General features: G+C 72.1%; 12 protein-coding genes. 4 read left to right on the top strand and 8 right to left on the bottom strand.

Annotated features, from left to right (window positions below; all coding sequences use genetic code 11):
- The first annotated feature begins 1 nt into the window (after position 1).
- Together ABGB14_RS35320 and ABGB14_RS35315 are read left to right on the top strand one after the other, a co-directional pair.
- A complete protein-coding gene (locus ABGB14_RS35320; RefSeq protein WP_347648185.1) occupies positions 2-1,477 on the top strand; it encodes an FAD-dependent oxidoreductase in 1,476 nt (491 codons plus the stop codon).
- Positions 1,464-2,036 carry a TetR family transcriptional regulator gene (locus ABGB14_RS35315; RefSeq protein ID WP_347648184.1) on the top strand — a complete coding sequence of 191 codons (573 nt, stop codon included), beginning with the start codon at positions 1,464-1,466 and terminating at the stop codon, positions 2,034-2,036. Before ABGB14_RS35320 ends, ABGB14_RS35315 begins: the two co-directional genes overlap by 14 nt.
- A 4-nt stretch (positions 2,037-2,040) precedes the next feature.
- On the opposite strand, the gene ABGB14_RS35310 is transcribed toward ABGB14_RS35315, so the two are convergent.
- From ABGB14_RS35310 to dnaE, 3 genes are all read right to left on the bottom strand, one after another.
- The gene (locus tag ABGB14_RS35310) at positions 2,041-3,021 is read right to left on the bottom strand and encodes a C40 family peptidase (protein WP_347648183.1); all 981 of its coding nucleotides are present in this window, start codon (positions 3,019-3,021) and stop codon (positions 2,041-2,043) included.
- 106 nt (positions 3,022-3,127) lie between these two features.
- A complete protein-coding gene (locus ABGB14_RS35305) occupies positions 3,128-3,448 on the bottom strand; it encodes a DUF6300 family protein (protein ID WP_347648182.1) in 321 nt (106 codons plus the stop codon).
- Between the two features lie 5 nt (positions 3,449-3,453).
- Positions 3,454-6,996 (bottom strand): DNA polymerase III subunit alpha, encoded by a 3,543-nt coding sequence (gene dnaE / locus ABGB14_RS35300; RefSeq protein WP_347648181.1) that lies wholly within the window; start codon positions 6,994-6,996, stop codon positions 3,454-3,456.
- 109 nt (positions 6,997-7,105) lie between these two features.
- On the opposite strand from dnaE, the gene ABGB14_RS35295 reads away from it, so the two are divergent.
- Positions 7,106-8,047: a LysR family transcriptional regulator gene (locus ABGB14_RS35295; protein WP_347648180.1), complete on the top strand. Its 942-nt coding sequence runs from the start codon at positions 7,106-7,108 to the stop codon at positions 8,045-8,047.
- A gap of 56 nt (positions 8,048-8,103) precedes the next feature.
- Here the strand turns inward: ABGB14_RS35295 and ABGB14_RS35290 are convergent, their stop codons facing one another.
- From ABGB14_RS35290 to ABGB14_RS35270, 5 genes are all read right to left on the bottom strand, one after another.
- Positions 8,104-8,715 carry a response regulator transcription factor gene (locus ABGB14_RS35290; protein WP_347648179.1) on the bottom strand — a complete coding sequence of 204 codons (612 nt, stop codon included), beginning with the start codon at positions 8,713-8,715 and terminating at the stop codon, positions 8,104-8,106.
- A 179-nt stretch (positions 8,716-8,894) separates the two neighbouring features.
- The gene (locus ABGB14_RS35285; RefSeq protein ID WP_347648178.1) at positions 8,895-11,255 is read right to left on the bottom strand and encodes a histidine kinase; all 2,361 of its coding nucleotides are present in this window, start codon (positions 11,253-11,255) and stop codon (positions 8,895-8,897) included.
- A gap of 77 nt (positions 11,256-11,332) precedes the next feature.
- Positions 11,333-12,808 carry a SagB family peptide dehydrogenase gene (locus tag ABGB14_RS35280; protein WP_347648177.1) on the bottom strand — a complete coding sequence of 492 codons (1,476 nt, stop codon included), beginning with the start codon at positions 12,806-12,808 and terminating at the stop codon, positions 11,333-11,335.
- A gap of 24 nt (positions 12,809-12,832) precedes the next feature.
- Positions 12,833-15,082 carry a TOMM precursor leader peptide-binding protein gene (locus ABGB14_RS35275; RefSeq protein ID WP_347648176.1) on the bottom strand — a complete coding sequence of 750 codons (2,250 nt, stop codon included), beginning with the start codon at positions 15,080-15,082 and terminating at the stop codon, positions 12,833-12,835.
- Between the two features lie 5 nt (positions 15,083-15,087).
- Positions 15,088-15,231, bottom strand: coding sequence for a hypothetical protein (locus ABGB14_RS35270; protein ID WP_347648175.1), 144 nt, complete (start codon positions 15,229-15,231; stop codon positions 15,088-15,090).
- Between the two features lie 473 nt (positions 15,232-15,704).
- Here ABGB14_RS35270 and ABGB14_RS35265 point away from each other — a divergent pair, with 473 nt between their 5' ends.
- Entirely contained in the window at positions 15,705-16,580 is an 876-nt protein-coding gene (locus ABGB14_RS35265) for a LysR substrate-binding domain-containing protein (RefSeq protein WP_347648174.1), read from the top strand.
- Positions 16,581-16,593: the final 13 nt, after the last annotated feature.

Here is a 16,593-nt window from a genome sequence, read left to right as displayed (position 1 = left end):
CTTGGACGACGTCGTCATCGTGGGCGCGGGCCCGACCGGGCTGATGGCCGCCTGCGAGCTGGCTCTGGCCGGCGTACGCTGCACCATCGTCGAGAAGCGGAACGGCGGGACCGGCGTCACGCGGGCGTTCGGCCTGCACGCCCGCGCGCTGGAACTGCTCGACGCCCGGGGCCTGGGAGACGAGCTGGTCGCGCGGGGAAACCCGCTCGGCACGGTGCACCCCGCCTACGCCTCCCGGGTCGAGTTCGAGCGGCTCGACACGCGCTACCCGATGTTGCTGATCGTGCCGCAGAGCGGCACCGAGCAGGTGCTGCTCGATCGCGCCGCCGAGCTCGGCGTGGACATCGTCAGGAACGCCGGCGTCGTCGGCCTCTCCCAGGACGCCGCGTCCGTACGGCTCGCGCTGGAGGACGGCACCGAGCTGCCGGCCCGTTACGTCATCGGCGCCGACGGCGCCCACAGCACCGTCCGCGAGCTGCTGGACGTGGGCTTCGCGGGCGAGACCTACAGCCTGCCCATGCTGCTGGCCGACGTCCGCATACCCGGGCCGGGCCTGCCACCCATCACCCAGGTGGGCGCGGCGGGCGCGGTCGTGGCCATCCCGTTCGGCGACGGCTGGTTCCGGGTCGGCGCGTGGCTGCTGGACGGGGACGCCCCGGGCCGGCAGCCGGCCTTCGGGCAGATCCGGCGCGCGTTCGAGGACATCGCCGGCACCGACTACCGGATGAGCGAGCCGCGCTGGTTCTCCCGCTTCGCCGCCGAGCGCCGCCAGGCCCGCGCCTACCGGTCGGGACGGGTGTTCCTGGCCGGCGACGCCGCGCACGTGAACTCTCCCATCGGCGGCCAGGGCATGAACACCGGCATCCAGGACGCCGTCAACCTCGGCTGGAAGCTCGCCGCCGACCTGCGCGGATGGGCTCCGCCCTGGCTGCTCGACACCTACCACGCCGAGCGGCATCCGGTGGGCGCCTCCGTGCTGGCGCTGACCGACCACCTCACCCGGCTGGTCCTGACCGGCTCGCGGCTCCGCTTGCGGATGAACCGGCACGTCATGGCCGCCCTGCTGCACACCGGCCCCGGCCGCCGCCGCATCCTGGGGCTGATGTCCGGGCTGGAGATCGCCTACCCTCCCGGCGACACCGACGCCCACCCGCTGGCCGGCCGCCGCGCGCCCGACGGGCCGACCACCGGCGGGCGCCTCTATGAGGTCCTCCGGGAGGGCCGGTTCGTCCTTCTGGCCTCCGGTGACACCAGCGCCGCACGGCCGTGGGCCGACCGCGTCCGGCGGGTGCGCCCGCTCGGCGGCCTGCGGCCGGAGGCGGCGCTGATCCGCCCCGACGGCTACGTGGCCTGGGCCGGAGAGCGCGACGGCATCCGGCGGGCTCTGGTGAAATGGTGCGGCCCGGCAGGGCACACAGCGGACCACACGACAGACCTCACCGACCGGGGAGACCGACCCGACCGTGCCACGCCCTAACCCTCAGCGCCGCGACCACCTCGCCGCCGCCGCCATCGCGGTGCTCGCGGAGAAAGGCTCCCGCGGGCTGACCCACCGAGCCGTCGACGCCGCGGCCGGCGAACCTGACGGCACCGCCTCGCGCTACTTCCGCACCCGCGACGCCCTGATGGACGCCATCATCCAGCGGATCGGCCGGCGCCTGTCCGAACGGGTCGACGCCCACGCGGTGCGCCCGCTCGACCCCGCCCACCTGGAAGAGGCACTGGTGAAGGTGCTCACCCTGATGGTGGCCGACGAGCGCGGCGAGCCGCTGGCGCTGTTCGAGCTGCACCTGGAGAGCACCCGCAACCCCGCCCTGCGGAGCATGCTGGCCGATGCCCTGCGCGAGCGGCGCGACCTCATCGTGCGCCAGTGCCGCGCCGCCGGCATCGCCATCACGGAACAGGACGCGATGCTGCTGGAGACGAGCGTCCTCGGCATCCTGTTCACGGCGCTGACCACCGGCGTGCCCGACGATCCCGGCCCGTCGATCCGCGCCGCCGCGCGCACCGTCCTCGACCGCTACACCCGCGGGTGAGCTGTCAGGGCCGGACCGCGCCGGCCAGCCGGCCCCGCCAGTAGCCGTCGAGGTCGACCACCTTGATCACGTCTCCGGTCTGCGGCGCGTGCACCATCTTCCCGTCGCCCGCGTACATCCCCATGTGCCCCAGCCCTTTGCTGAAGAGCAGGTCGCCGGGCTCCACCTCGTCCAGGGGGACGCGGCGGGCGGCGCCCCAGCTCCACTGGCTCCAGGTGGTGCGCGGCAGCTTGACCCCCGCGGCGCGCCAGGCGGCCTGGACGAGACCGGAGCAGTCGAAGGAGCCCGGGCCCGTGCCACCGTACTGGTAGGGCTTGCCGACCTGGGCGAAGGCGAACTCGAGCGCCGCGCGGGCGTTGCCCGAGGCCGCCCCCGTGTACGGGATGCCGGGGCTGCTCGGGTTGCCCTGGTTGTAGGCGCCCAGCCGGCGCAGGAGCCTGGTCTGCTGGTCGACCAGCTTGTCGACCTTCGCCTTCTCTCCGCGTACCTTGTCGCGTGCGGCGTCGGCGTTGCGCAGGACGCCTCTGGCCTGGTCGCGCCGGTCGCGCAGGTCCTTGGCGGCGGCCTCGAAGGCGCGCGCCTTCGCCGCCTCGGCCTGCGCGATCTGGTCGAGGGAGGCCATGGAGCCGAGGACCGCCTCGGGGTCGCTCCGGCCGGTCAGGGCGCTCCAGGCGGGGAAGGACCCGAGCCGGTAGTCGCGGGCGGCCAGCGCGGCGAGGTCCCGGCGCAGGGCGTCGGCCCGGGCCGACCGGCGCCCGAGCTCGGCGTTGAGAGCGTCGTAGGCCTTCTTCGCCTTCTTGTGGGCCTCCGTGGCCTGGTTGTACCGCTCGACCATCTGGTCGGCCCGCTCGTTGAGCTTCACCAACCTGGCCCTGGCCTCGGCGGGAGACGGGTCGGCGGCGGCCGTGCCGGGAGCGCCGAGCATCGTGGCCGCCGCCAGCGCGACGGCCGTCGCGGTCCGCCCGGTCCCTGCGGGAACGGCCACTGTGGGCGCCTCCTCACGATCGGCGGGTCATGAGGAGATACGCGGGCGGCCCCGGAGGCGTTCAGCGATGCCGCTCGCGCGCGGTGATCGTGCCGGGCAGCGGGGGTCACAGGTCGCCGCGGCGCCAGGCCTCGATCTCGGCTCGCAGCGCGTGCTCGTCCAGCGCTGAGGGACGGGCACCGTCCATCCACCGGCGCAGGAGCGGCGCGAGGCCGGCCAGCTGGGCGGGCTCGACCTCCTCGTGCACGATGAGGTACGCGACCAGCGGCCCCGCGACGGGATGGCCGGCGTCGCAGCGGGCGCACAGCACCACCTCGCGGACGCCCCTGACCGGCCGCCCCGAGGCGTTCGTCCAGCCGTGGGGGACGCGCAGCACCGCCAGGACCTCGCCGGTGCGGCAGCGCGGGCAGGCTGCGCTCGGCGTCACCGGGCTCATGCCGCGCCGATCGAGCCGGCCCCCAGCAGCGCCTTGACGTCGCCGTAGAACGCCGGCTCCGCGGCGACGCTGAAGGGTTCGAGGTTGAGCAGCAGGTCCTTGCGGCCCTGGCGGTGCAGGCGCACGTGTACGGGCGCCCGTCCGGGATGGGCGGCCAGGATGTGCTTGAACTCCCGCACCAGCCGCTGGTTCAGGCGCGTCTCCTGGATCGAGATGACGACGGGGGAGGCGGTGTTCGCGGTGGAGACGTCAAGGAGGGTGATCTCCTCGCCGTAGATGCTCATCGTCTCGTCGCGGACGTTGATGCGGCCCCTGACGGAGATCACGCGGTCGTCGGCCAGCAGCTCGCCGTACAGCGTGTACGTCTTGGGGAAGATCAGGCACTCGACGGCGGCGTCGTGGTCCTCCAGGGTGACGATCGCCCACGGGTTGCCCTGCTTGGTGACCTTGCGCTGCAGGCCCGAGATGATGCCGCTGACGCGGGTCACGCCCTCCTGCCGCTCGGAGGCGAGCAGGCCGGCGATCGTGACGTCGCGGTGGGCGTCGAGGACGCGCTCCGCGCCGTCGAGGGGGTGGCTCGACACGTACAGCCCGAGCATCTCGCGCTCGTACGCGAGCAGGGTGGCCTTGTCCCACTCGCCGTCGGGGACCGCGACCGAGAACGCGCCGGCCTGGCCCGGCTCGCCGAACAGCGAGTCCTGGCCCTGCGCCTCGTTGCGCTTGAGGTCGATGACCGCGTCGATGGCCTGCTCGTGCACCGCGACCAGGGCCGCGCGGTCGTGCCCCAGGCTGTCGAACGCGCCGCTCTTGGCCAGCGACTCGATGACGCGCTTGTTGCAGACGACGGTCGGCACCTTGGACAGGAAGTCGTTGAAGCCGGTGTAGCGCCCCTTGGCGGCGCGGGCGGTGACGATCGCGTCCACCACGTTCGCCCCGACGTTGCGGACCGCGCCGAGGCCGAAGCGGATGTCGGAGCCGACCGCGGCGAAGTCGAGGCGGCTCTCGTTGACGTCGGGCGGCAGCACCTTGATGCCGAGCCGCCGGCAGTCCGACAGGTAGACGGCCATCTTGTCCTTGTCGTCGCCGACGGAGGTGAGCAGCGCGGCCAGGTATTCGGAGGGGTGGTTGGCCTTGAGGTAGGCGGTCCAGTAGGAGACGAGGCCGTAGCCGGCGGTGTGCGACTTGTTGAACCCGTAGCCGCTGAAGGGCACCAGGACGTCCCAGACCGCCTTGATCGCCTCGTCGGAGAACCCCCGGCCGCGCATGCCGGCCGAGAACGTGTCCCACTCGGCGTCCAGGACCTCCTTCTTCTTCTTGCCCATGGCCCTGCGCAGCATGTCGGCGCCGCCGAGCGAGTATCCGGCGAGCTGCTGGGCGATCGCCATGACCTGTTCCTGGAAGACCACCAGGTGGTAGGTGTCGCCGAGGATGGGTTCGAGTGCCTCCTCCAGCTCCGGGTGGATGGGCTCGACCCGCTGCTTGCCGGTCTTGCGCAGCGCGTAGTTGGTGTGCGCGTTCATCTCCATCGGGCCGGGCCGGTAGAGCGCGTTCACGGCCGCGATGTCGGTGAACGTCGTGGGCTGCATCAGCCGCAGCAGGACCCGCATGCCGCCGCTGTCCAGCTGGAACACCCCGAGCGTGTCGCCCCGGGCCAGCAGCTCGTACGTCGTGGGGTCGTCGAGCGGCACGTCGTGGATGTCGATGTCGATGCCCTTGTTGGCGCGCACGTTCGCGACGGCGTCGCCGATGACGGTGAGGTTGCGCAGGCCGAGGAAGTCCATCTTCAGCAGGCCCATGTCCTCGGCCTGCGTGAACGGGAACCCGGTGATGACGGGGCCGTCGGCCTTCGGCTTGACCAGCGGCACCACGTCCATCAGGGGTTCGGACGACAGGATCACGCCGGCGGCGTGGACGCCGGTGCCCCGGGTGAGGTTCTCCACGCCGGTCGCGGTGTCGATGACCCGCTTGACGTCGGGGTCCTGCTCGTACATCTGGCGCAGCTCGGCGGCCTCGCCGTGGCGGGGGTGGCGGTCGTCGTGGATGGCGGCGAGCGGGATCTCCTTGCCGCCGTTCGCCGCGGGGAACGCCTTGGTGATGCGGTCGCCGAGCGCGTACGGCAGGCCCAGCACGCGGCAGGAGTCCTTGATGGCGGCCTTGGCCTTGATGGTGCCGAACGTGACGATCTGGCAGACGTGCTCCTCGCCGTACTTGCGGGTGACGTAGTCGATCATCTCGTCCCGCCGCCGGTCGTCGAAGTCGAGGTCGACGTCGGGCATGGTGACGCGCTCGGGGTTGAGGAAGCGCTCGAAGATCAGCTTGTGCTCGATGGGGTCGAGCTCGGTGATGCCCGTGCAGTACGCGACCATCGACCCGGTGGCCGAGCCGCGGCCGGGACCGAGGCCGATGCCGTTCTCGCGGGCGAAGCTGCAGATGTCGGCGACCACCAGGAAGTAGCCGGGGAAGCCCATGGTGTCGATGACGGACAGCTCGTAGTCGATGCGCTCCAGCACGTCCTGGGACGGCTCGCCGTGGTAGCGGCGGCGCGCGCCTTCCAGGGCCTCCTTGCGCAGCCAGCTCGACTCGCTCTCGCCTTCGGGGACGGGGAAGCGCGGAGTCAGGTCGCGGTGGGCGAACACCTCGCCGTAGTCGCCGATCCGCTCGGCGATCAGCAGCGTGTTGTCACACGCGCCGGGGACCTCGGCGTCCCAGAGCGCACGCATCTCCCCGGCGCTCTTGACGTAGTAGCCGCTGCCGCCGAAGCGGAACCGGTCGGCGTCGGCGAGCCGTTTGCCGGTGCCGATGCACAGCAGCGCGTCGTGCGCCTGGGCCTGGCTCTCCGTCACGTAGTGGGAGTCGTTGGTGGCCAGCGGCGGCAGGCCGAGCGTCCGGCCGAGCCTGAGGAGGTCGTCGCGGACCCGGCGCTCGATGGCCAGGCCGTGATCCATGAGCTCCAGGAAGTAGTTGTCCTTGCCGAAGACGTCCCGGGAGCGGGCGGCGGCCTCGACGGCCTGGTCGTACTGGCCGAGACGGAGCCGGGTCTGCACCTCTCCGGACGGGCAGCCGGTGGTGGCGATGATGCCCTGGCCGTGCTCGGCGAACAGTTCATCATCCATACGCGGATATTTCTGCACGTGTCCTTCGAGCCAGGCCCGCGACTGCAGCCGGAACAGGTTCCGCAGCCCCCGCGCGTCCGCCGCCCACATGGTCATGTGCGTGTACAGGCCGCGCCCCGAGACGTCACCACCCTCGCCGGTGTCGTCGTTCGACCTGCGCATGGCGAGGTTGTCGCTGTAGAACACCGGCTGCCGGCGGCGCCGCGAAGCCGGGGCGACGTAGGCCTCGATGCCGATGATCGGCTTGACGCCCGCCCTGCGCGCCGCGTGGTAGAACTCGTACGCGCCGTGCACGTTGCCGTGGTCGCTCATGGCCACGGCGGGCATGCCCTGCCGTGCCACCTCGTCCATGAGCAGGCCGACCTTGGCGGCTCCGTCGAGCATGCTGTACTCGGTGTGCACGTGCAGATGGACGAAAGATCCCACAGGCCGGGACTCCTTGTGGTTGTAGGCTCGTACGCGACCCGAGCATTCGACCCGAGGGCAGGAAGGGTTGTCCAACAATCAACACGCCGATTCGCCACAACCAGAGGTTGTGGCAGAGCTGGATCTCGGCGCCGTGCGCGCCTTCGTCGCCGTCGTCGAGGACCGCTCCTTCAGCGAGGCCGCCGTCCAGCTGGGCATCAGCCAGCAGGCCATCTCCAAACGGATCGCGCGGCTGGAGTCAGGCCTCGGCCTGACCCTGCTCTTCCGCTCGCGCAACGGGGCCGCGCTCACCGAGGACGGCAGGGCGTTCCTCCCGCACGCGCGGGCCCTCGTCGGGCTGGCCGACCAGGCGGTGGAGGCGCTGCGCGGCCGGCGCCGCGCGCTGCGGATCGACGTGCTCGACACGCGGCTCTCGGCCTCCGTCGACCTGGTCAGGGCGTTCCACCAGGCCACCGAGAAGGCCGACGTCGAGATCATCACCTCCAACGGGCTCAGGTCCGCACGCGGCGCGCTCGCCCGCGGGTCCGTCGACGCCGCCTTCGCCCGCGCCAACGGACCTCTGGATGAGCACCTGCGGCACGTGCCGGCCTACCTGGAGCCCGTGCACCTGCTGGCCGGCCGTGACCACCCGCTGGCCGGCCTCCGGGAGGTGGAGGTCGAACGGCTCGCCGGCTCGACCATGTGGATGCCCGGCAACGTCCCCGGCAGCGAGTGGGCCGACTACTACCGCCTGCTGGGCGAGGCCTTCGACATCCCGATCGACGACAGCGGGCCGGATTTCGGCTGGGAGTATTTCGTGGAGGAGATCGCCTCCGGCGGACGTATCAGCCTCGTGGGGCTGGCGTGCCGGCTGCCCTGGAACCCGCGTGTCGTCCAGATCCCGGTCGTCCGGCCCGCCCCCGTCTATCCGTGCTCGCTGCTCTTCCACCGGCAGAACCAGCATCCGATGCTGGCCCGGCTCGTCGACTCCGTGCGCACCGGCTTCCGCCCCTACGACCCCGGCCGCCAGTGGCTGCCCGAACCCGACCGTGCCGCGTTCTCCCAGCGTTGATCGCAGGTGGTGGCGGACGCCCGCACGCCCCCGGTGGCCCCGCCGCCGGACCCGCGTCAGATCCAGCCGGCCTCGGTCGCGATGCGAATGGCGTCGACGCGGTTCCTGGCGTTGAGCTTGGTGACGATCTTGGTGAGGTAGTTGCGCACGGTCCCCACCGACACGTGCATGGCGGCCGCGATCTCCGGCGGCTCCGCGCCGTCCGCGGCCAGCCGCAGCACCTGGACCTCCCGCCCCGACAGCGGCATCTCGCCGACGTCCCACGCGGTCAGCGCGAGCTGCGGGTCCACGATGCGCCGCCCGGCCGCCACCTCGCGTACGGCCTGGGCCAGCCTGTCGGAGGGCTGGTCCTTGAGCAGGAAGCCGGAGACCGACACCGAGAGCGCTCGGCGCAGCGTGCCGGGGCGGCCGAGGCCGGTGAGGATCAGCGTGCGGCAGGTCGGCAGCTTCGCGTGGAGTTCCTCGGCCGCGGACAGGCCGTCGAGCACCGGCAGGTCGACGTCGATGATCGCCACGTCGGGACGGGTCTCCAGCGCCATGGGCACGATCTTGTCACCGGTGTCGACCTGGGCCACCACGGTCAGGTCGTGCTCCAGGTCGAGCAGTGCGGCCAGCGCGCCGCGCACCATGTGCACGTCCTCGGCGAGGAGGATCTTCAGCGACAACAATGCCCATTCCCCTTGTTCACGCCCCAGCGGTAACGAGGGTCCCCGCCATCGTGCGACCGGGTGCGGCGCCACACGCCGAAATGCCGCTATCCGCCATCGGATCAGGCCACAGGTCCAACCGTCTGCCCCCGAATCGTACTCATCCTCGGGGAAGAGGCAATGCCGCCGGCTCCTTACCCTTAGTCAGCCCTGCTGTCAACCCGCGAGCTGAGAGCCCCGGCGGGCGCGGTGGCGACCAGGCGGAACGTCCCGTCGTGCGCCTCGACCGAGAGCCGCCCGCCGATCGCCCGCAACCGCCCGGCCAGATCGCCCAGGCCGGTGCCGCCCTCCAGCAGGGGGACCGGGCTCTGCCTGGCGCCGTCGTTGGCGACGCTCAGGCGCACCTCACGCCCGTCCCCGTCAGCCGTGATCCGGCACCCGGCGCCGTCGCTGTGGCGCAGCACGTTGGTGACGGCCTCGCGCAGCACCATCGCGAGCACCGCGTCGAGCTCGTCGGGAATCGTGTCCGCGGCGATGTCCACGCGGGCGTCGATCCCGGCCGCGGTCAGCGTGGACAGGGCCGAGTCGACCTCCGCGGCCAGCGACATGTGCCGGTAGCCGCTGGCCACCGAGCGCACGCCCGCGACCGCCCTGCGAGCGATGTCGAGCACGTCCGCGATCTCCGACTTGGCCCGCCCGGCGAGCCGGGGCAGCAGGCGGAAGGCCAGCTCCGACTTCACGGTCATCGCCGACAGGTCGTGCCCGAGCAGGTCGTGCAGGTCGCGGGCGACCCGCAGGCGCTCGCGCGTCACCGCCATCCTGGCCAGCTCGCCGCGGGCCTGGTCGACCTGCTTCACCAGGCCGGACAGGGAGCTGACGCCGAACACCACCAGCCCGGTCAGCAGCGTGGAGATCGTCAGATAGGCGCTCCAATCCAGCGGCTCGCCGTAGGCCAGCGACAGCAGGAGCACGCCGGCGCCGGCCGCCGCGTACAGCGCCCACCGAGGCCATCCGGCCAGCGTGAGCAGCAACGACCCGGCCAGGAAACCGCCCATCGACCCCCATGGCATGGCGATCCACACCAGCGGCAGCACCGTGACCACCGCCTGCAGCGCCAGCATCCCCGCCCGGGCCCGCACCGGCCACGAGCGCGAGTCACGCAGCGACATCACGATCTGCGCGCCGACCAGGACGGCGACGCACCCCACGGCGCCGGCCAGATCCACCGGCGGCTGCTCCAGCGCGAGCACGTTGATCACGAGCAGCACGCCGTATCCGGCCAGCACCACGACGGTGACCAGCCGGGCCACGCGCAGGTGCCACGGCTGCGAGGCCACCTCGCCTGACGGGGCGGCCTCGCCCGGCGGACGTTCGGCCGTCCCCGACCGCAACGGCGCCACCGCCGTCAACGCGAACCACCCGTGCTCGACCCGGACCGCCTCCAGCGTGCCGCCGATGGCCGTCAACCGGGCCTCGAGGTTGCCCAGCCCGGAGCCGTTCGCATACGGTGCCGCACCGGGTGACGGCTCGGCCCCGTCGTTGGCCACGCGCAGCCGCACCCGGCCGTCGTCCACCGCCACCTCGATCACGCAGCGCTGCGCCTTGCTGTGCCGCAACACGTTGGTGACGGCCTCGCGCAGCACGACCGCCAGCACGGTCTCCAGCCGTTCCGACAGGCCCTCGACGGAGCTGTGGACCTGCACCCGCATCTCGGCGGCCGCCAGCATGGACTCGGCCGAGGCCAGCTCGGCGGCCAGCGACATGGGCCGGTAGTCGCCCACCACCGCCCGGACGTCCGCCAGCGAGCGGCGGGCCACCTTCAGGACGTCCTGGAGCTCCTCGCGGGCCCGCTCGGCGGCGGCGGGCAGCAGCCGGTAGGCCAGCTCGCTCTTCACCGTCACCGCCGACAGGTCGTGTCCGAGCAGGTCATGCAGGTCGCGGGCGACCCGCAGGCGCTCCTTGACCACGGCCATCCTGGCCAGCTCGCCGCGCGCCGCGTGCAGCATGTCCACCAGCGACGCCAGGGAGCTGACGGCGTACACCATGAGCCCGGTCAGCAGCGTGAAGTACGCACCGTAGAACAGGCCCACCGCGTCGACCTGTCCCGGCGACAGGGCGAGCAGCACCCCGCCGCCGACCAGCGCGTAGAGCGCCCAACGGAACGGACCCGTCACGGTCAGCAGCATGGATCCGGCAAGGAAGCCGGCGATGGTCCCGGCCTGCGGGCCGACCCAGAGAAAGGGGGCGAACGTCACCACCGCCTGGGCCGACAGGGTCGCAACCCGCGTCCGGGCCGGCCACGCCAGGCTGTCGCCCGTCGAATGCGCGAGCTGCAGCAGGAACAACACGGCCAGGCACAGGCCGAAAACCGCCAGGCCCGCCCCGCGCAGACCGTCGACCCAGACGAAGAACGAGACGTTGGCGACGTAGCCGAGCAGGACCGCGATCGTCACCGCCCGCGCCATGCGCAGCGCGCCGAGCCCGCCCGTCCTGAGCTCCACCTGTGACCTGGGAACCAGCCGTGCCAGCCAGCGCTGCGCGAAACCGGACTGTCCAGCCATCGACTTCTCCTCCGAAGCCCGACGGGGCCCCCTCGTCGGCAGCCGGGGTCCGCACGCAATGTACAACAGATCCACGATCAGGTCAGCATGGCCCGCGCCCTGGCGGCCCAGTCGTCGTCGTTGACCGCGTACCGCTCCGCCGGTCCTTCGACGTCGGGCCCCGCGTGGTGGCCGATGACGAACCCGCCGACGCTCGACTCCACGCGCCAGTCGAGGCCGAACACGCGGGGCGCGGTGTCGGTGTCGCCGATGTCCATCCGGCAGACGGACAGCCTCATGGCGGTGCTGACCAGGGAGAGCGTCTGGCTCAGCGCGCCGACGTTCTTGAGCACCAGGGCATAGCTCATCCCGTCGTACTTCCACGACACCCTGCGGAAACGCGCGGTGATGAAGAGGAGCGCGGACGGCGTGCCCGCCAGGTTGGCCGCCACCCTGCCGGTCTGCAGCAGCTCGTCCGCGCCTGCCGGGTCGGCGGGGATCGGTTCGAGCCGGTGGCCGAAGGGGTCGTAGTGGAAGACGCCGCGCGGGATGCCGGCGCATCTGTCGATGATCGCGTACAGCTCCAGCTCGTAGCGGCCTCCGCTGCTGGCGTAGGGGCGGTCGCTGGTCGCGGTGGCCGAGCTCTCCAGCGACGAGCCGATCAGCGCCCGCACCCTGGCCGCGCGGTACAGCAGCTCGCCGAGCTTCTCCGCCGTCAGCGGCCGCCCGGCGTGGCGGTGGCCGGGCTCTGCGGCCTCGACCGCGGTGGTCAGCTGCGGGTCCGCCGCGACCAGCCGGTCCCAGGCGGGACGCGGCAGCGAGATGGCGGCCTCGGCGGAGCCCGGCTTCACCACGGGCTCGACGGCCCGCTGCTCGCCCAGGGGATAGGTCGCCCCGAAGTCGTGATCGTGCCGGCCGAGCGTGGAGCGGGTGTGGAACATGAGGTCGAACGGCGACCAGGCGACCAGGGCGGGGTCGCAGTCCTCCGCGAAGCGCACCGGCTGGAACGGATCCCCTTCCTCGGCCTGCACCGCCATGCCCGCGGCCATCAGGTAGGTGATCACCGAGTCGGCCGCCTGCTCGGCCGGTACGGCCGGCCGCATCAGCTCGCCGAGCTGGGCCATGGCGTCGGGCCGGTGCAGGATGACCCGGTGCAGCGACAGCGGGGACTCGATGGAGCAGTGGTTGCCGTCGGTCCGGATCAGCGCGAACCTGGACAGCCGGACCGGGTGCGCCAGCGGCGTCTCCGGGAGCCGGAAGCGGGCCTGCTGGGTGAGCGGGATCACGGAGATCAGCGGCTGCTCCTGGTCCAGGCCGAACGAGCGCACCACGAGATGGTGCAGCCGGTCGAGCAGCGCGGCCAGTTCCCGCCTGTCGGGGTCCTCGAGGACCACGTTGCCCAGGGAGATCGGCCCCAGGCTCATCCGCCGCATGGCCTCCAGCACGGCGGGCCTGGGGCTCGGCAGTGTCGTGTCCTCCCAGCGGCTGTGCACCACCACGACACTGCGTTGAGGCACGGGCTCGATGTACACGTCCTCGCGGAAGGACCACAGGGGGAAGGGCCCTCTGGACATATCGCTACTCCATACTCGGGTGGCTCACAGGAACAACGGGATGGGATTGAGGTCCTCGTACGCGGTGGGCGCGGCAAGCCGGCCGAGGCGGACCGGCACGTCGTAGAGCCGGCCGGGGGCGAACCGCGCCCAGAAGTGGCGCAGGCCGGGGACGATGACCTTGACCACCGGCATGCCGATGTCGGGGCGTGTCTGGTCGAGGACGAGAACCTCCAGGCCCTGGCTGCGGGCCAACCCGAGCAGGTGCTCGATGTCGTCGCGCAGATCCTCGCGTGGGGTGTACGCATAGTCCGTCAGGTCCTTACGGGGCCCGCGCCCGCCGGGGCGCAGGTAGGGCTGGTTCGTCGTGGTCGCCGTCCGCCACCAGTGCTGGATGTGGTGGTCGGCCGGCCCGTACCCGCTGCCGTCGGCGCGGGCGCCCACCACGGACGGCAGCAGCTGCCCCAGCTCCGTCAGCGCGCGGCGCGCCGCCACACGCGGGTCGAAGTGGGCGCCGAAGCCCAGCATGACGTCCTCGGCGGGCTTGTCGACGCGCCGGGAGACCGCCGCCATGACCGGCACGCCCAGGTCTGAGGTGATGTCGAGGATCCAGAGCTCGCGGGCGAGACCGTGGTAGCGCCGCTGGAGGCCGGCGATCCACGGGTCGTCGAACGAGTCGAGGTCCACGGCGGGGTGGCTGGTGCGGTTGTACCACCACAGTGCTACCCCGTCGCGCTCGACCAACTCGAGGAAACCCTGGACGATCGCGTCCTCGACGCTGGCGCCCGCGGCGTTGCCGTTGGAGTCGGCGCGCAGCGACGCGTGGCCGTTCCTGGTGAAGTAGAGCAGGTCGGTGGGGAGCAGGCGGTGGCGGTTCGCGGTGAGCGACCAGACCGGGGTCCAGTCGATGACCTCCGCGGCGTCGAAGGGTTCGGGGACGCGCTGGAAGGCCATGTTCGCCGCGTTCCAGGCGTCGCGGCCGAGGAACTGCCGGTGGTGGAAGAGCTGGCACGCGTCGGGGTGGATGGCCCGCTCCGCGCCCAGGTCGCGGTAGCTGCCCCGCACCGTGGGCTCGTCGCCGAGCCGCGCGCCGCAGTAGCGCTCCACCGCCTCGCACAACGCGCCGACCCTGGCTTCGAGGTCGGTGCTTCCCTTGCCGCCGCTCTGCTGGCGCAGGCCCATCCTGATCGCCGAGAGGCTGTCGTCGGCGAGGGCGAGGTTGGGTCCTGACAAGTAGCAGTGCACGAAGGAGGGGCTGCGGGGGTCGCGCTGGATCTCCTCGGTGATGCCGGTGACGGGGTCGGCCAGGTGCCGGTAGCGCTCCCACACCTGCTCGGGGGCCAGCGCACGGTGCCCGTTGCCGCCGGCGGCCGTCTTGTCCCTGGAGACGACGGCCACGGGTCCGGCCACGCGGGCCGCGACGAGGCCGGCGTCGCCGCAGGCCGGGCACTGCGGGCGCCGGTCCACGCGGTGGCGCCCGCTCTCCAGCGACATGGTGTCGAGCGTCCACACGGCGTTCTGCCGCTCGCCGCGCGAACCGGCCAGCCACTTGACCGTCTCCAGCGCCGCGAGGTGCAGGCCCAGCGCGCGGGTGAGCGGCAGCGAGGCCTCCGGCGGGGCCACCAGGTCGCTCAGCGTGTCGCGCAGCCACCGCTCACCGCGCCGGTGCCCGCGCAGCCTGGTCGCCAGGCACGACCAGCAGGCGCCCGTCCCCGGCTGGAAGACCGGGCCGATCCACAGGTCGGCGCCCGTCGGCTTGGCCAGCAGCCAGGGCCGGCCGTCCGCCAGCATGCTCGCGTTGACCCGCTCGAGTTCGGGGTCGAGGTAGTCGTCGCAGAGCACCAGGGAGAAGGCCGCGGGCGCCTCGCCGACGGTGACGTCCATGGACCGCAGGGTCTCGGCCGCCTGCCCGGCGTCGGCTCCGCCCAGCGCGAGCAGCCGGACGGTCGCCCGCGCCAGGTTCGAGACGGCCTGGTCGGCGTCCATGTGGGCCAGGTCCCAGTACGCCTCGGCCGCGGCGTCGCCCGGGACGGCGGCGGGCCGGCGCGGCCCGACCAGGTTGGCCCGCGCCAGCTTGCCGAGGAGCTGTTCCAGCTCGACCGGCGAAAGTCCTCCGTGCTCCTGCACCTCGGCCAGGCTGCGGCTGCCGTCCAGCAGCGGGGCGAGCGCCTGGATCCGCGGCCCGGAGAGCGCGATCGTCTTTCGCGCCGAGGTGAGGTAGACGGCCTCCCCGGGAACGGTGGTCGCTCGCAGGTGGCGTTTGAAGCCGATCAGCGGAGGATTCGCCCGGTTCATGACGGTCACCCGGTGTAGGAGGGAAGCGCGTAGAAGCCGGGGGCGGGGTGGTCGAGGTCCTCGATGCGGACGAGGTCCTCGGCGTCCGTCCAGGTGGCCATGGCGTAGCCGGTGACGTGCCGGTCGGTGCGGTCGAGTGTGGTGGTCATCGCAGCCCCCTCGGGGTCAGGTGTGGTGTTCCGACGCACCAAAGTCTGGAACGGCGGCCCCGGCGGGCATAGTTTCCGCGTCACTTCCGGAGCGTGAAAGATTCACACTCCGCCCGTGGCCATATGTGTAGGCTTCTCGGATTTTCTCGACCTAGGCTCGCCGCATCCGTATCGAAAGATTGGGGGAGACGTCATGCGACAGCTCCGGATCAGCAGGTCGCAGAGAAAGCGCACGATCCGCCGGTCGAAGGGCAGCATCTCTCTCGACCTCGACACGCGCACCCCGGGCGGCGTTCGGCTGCCGTACTGACCTGCGGAGATGCCGCCGCCGGCGGCGGCCCGTGGAGCGGGGTCCGCCAGGGGAGGTGGTGTGGACGGATGAACCGGGAATCTCCGGGAGCCGGCCACACCGCTCCCGGCGGTTTCCACTTTCAGGCTTGAGAAAACGGTAATTCGCTGGAACGGAAGGGAAAATGTATCACGATCTGCAGATAAACCGCCTGAGGGCTCTGGTGACCGTCGTCGACCTCGGCGGTTTCCGGCGGGCGGCGGAGGCGTTACACGTGACCCAGCCCGCCATCAGCCAGCAAATCCGCCAGCTCGGCAACCTCGTCAAAGGGCCCATCTTCGTCTCCACCGGGAGGGAGCTGCGGCTCAGCCACCAGGGCGAAGAACTCCTCGGGTACGCCCGCAGGATCGTCTCGCTCAACGACGAGGCCGTCGACCGGTTCGTCCCGCCCGCGGGGAACGTACGGGTGTCGATCGGCATCGGCGACCAGCTCGCGGAGGCGCTGCCCGACATCCTGCGGCTGCTCACCCGGGGCATGCCGCACGCGCAGGTCGGCGTGCGAACCGGATTGAGCGAGTCGCTGGAGAGCCAGGTGATCAGCGGCCAGCTGGATCTGGCGCTGCTGTTACAGCCGCGTTCGGCGCGCGCCTCCGCCACCGGGTACGAGCTCGGCCGCATGCGCATGGACTGGTTCGGCCAGCCGGCGCACGGCGAGGGGGCGGCGCTGCCGCTGACGCTCTTCACCGAGCCGTGCACGCTGCGCAGCCGCATCCTGGAGGCGTTCGACGCCTCCGACGTTCCGTGGCGGGTCGCGTACGAGGGATCGGAGCTGGTCGGGTTACGCGCGGCGGCGAAGGCCGGGCTGGGCGTGGCCTGCCTCATCGCGAACGGCGACGAGTTGTGGGGCCTGCCGCGCACGGTCAGGTTGTCCCTGCCGGACCCGCCCGGCCCCATCCCCGTGACCCTGGCCGTCTCCACCGGAGCGGCGACCCCCGGCTTCGTCAAGATCGCCAGAAAGGCCCTCCAGAACGCGCTGCGCGGCTACCCGTTCGCCCGGTGAACCCTCTCACCGG

This window comes from Nonomuraea sp. B10E15, assembly GCF_039871615.1.
Lineage (GTDB): Bacteria > Actinomycetota > Actinomycetes > Streptosporangiales > Streptosporangiaceae > Nonomuraea.
Note: the sequence above shows the minus strand (reverse complement) of the source record. Positions and strands in the feature narration are given on the sequence as shown.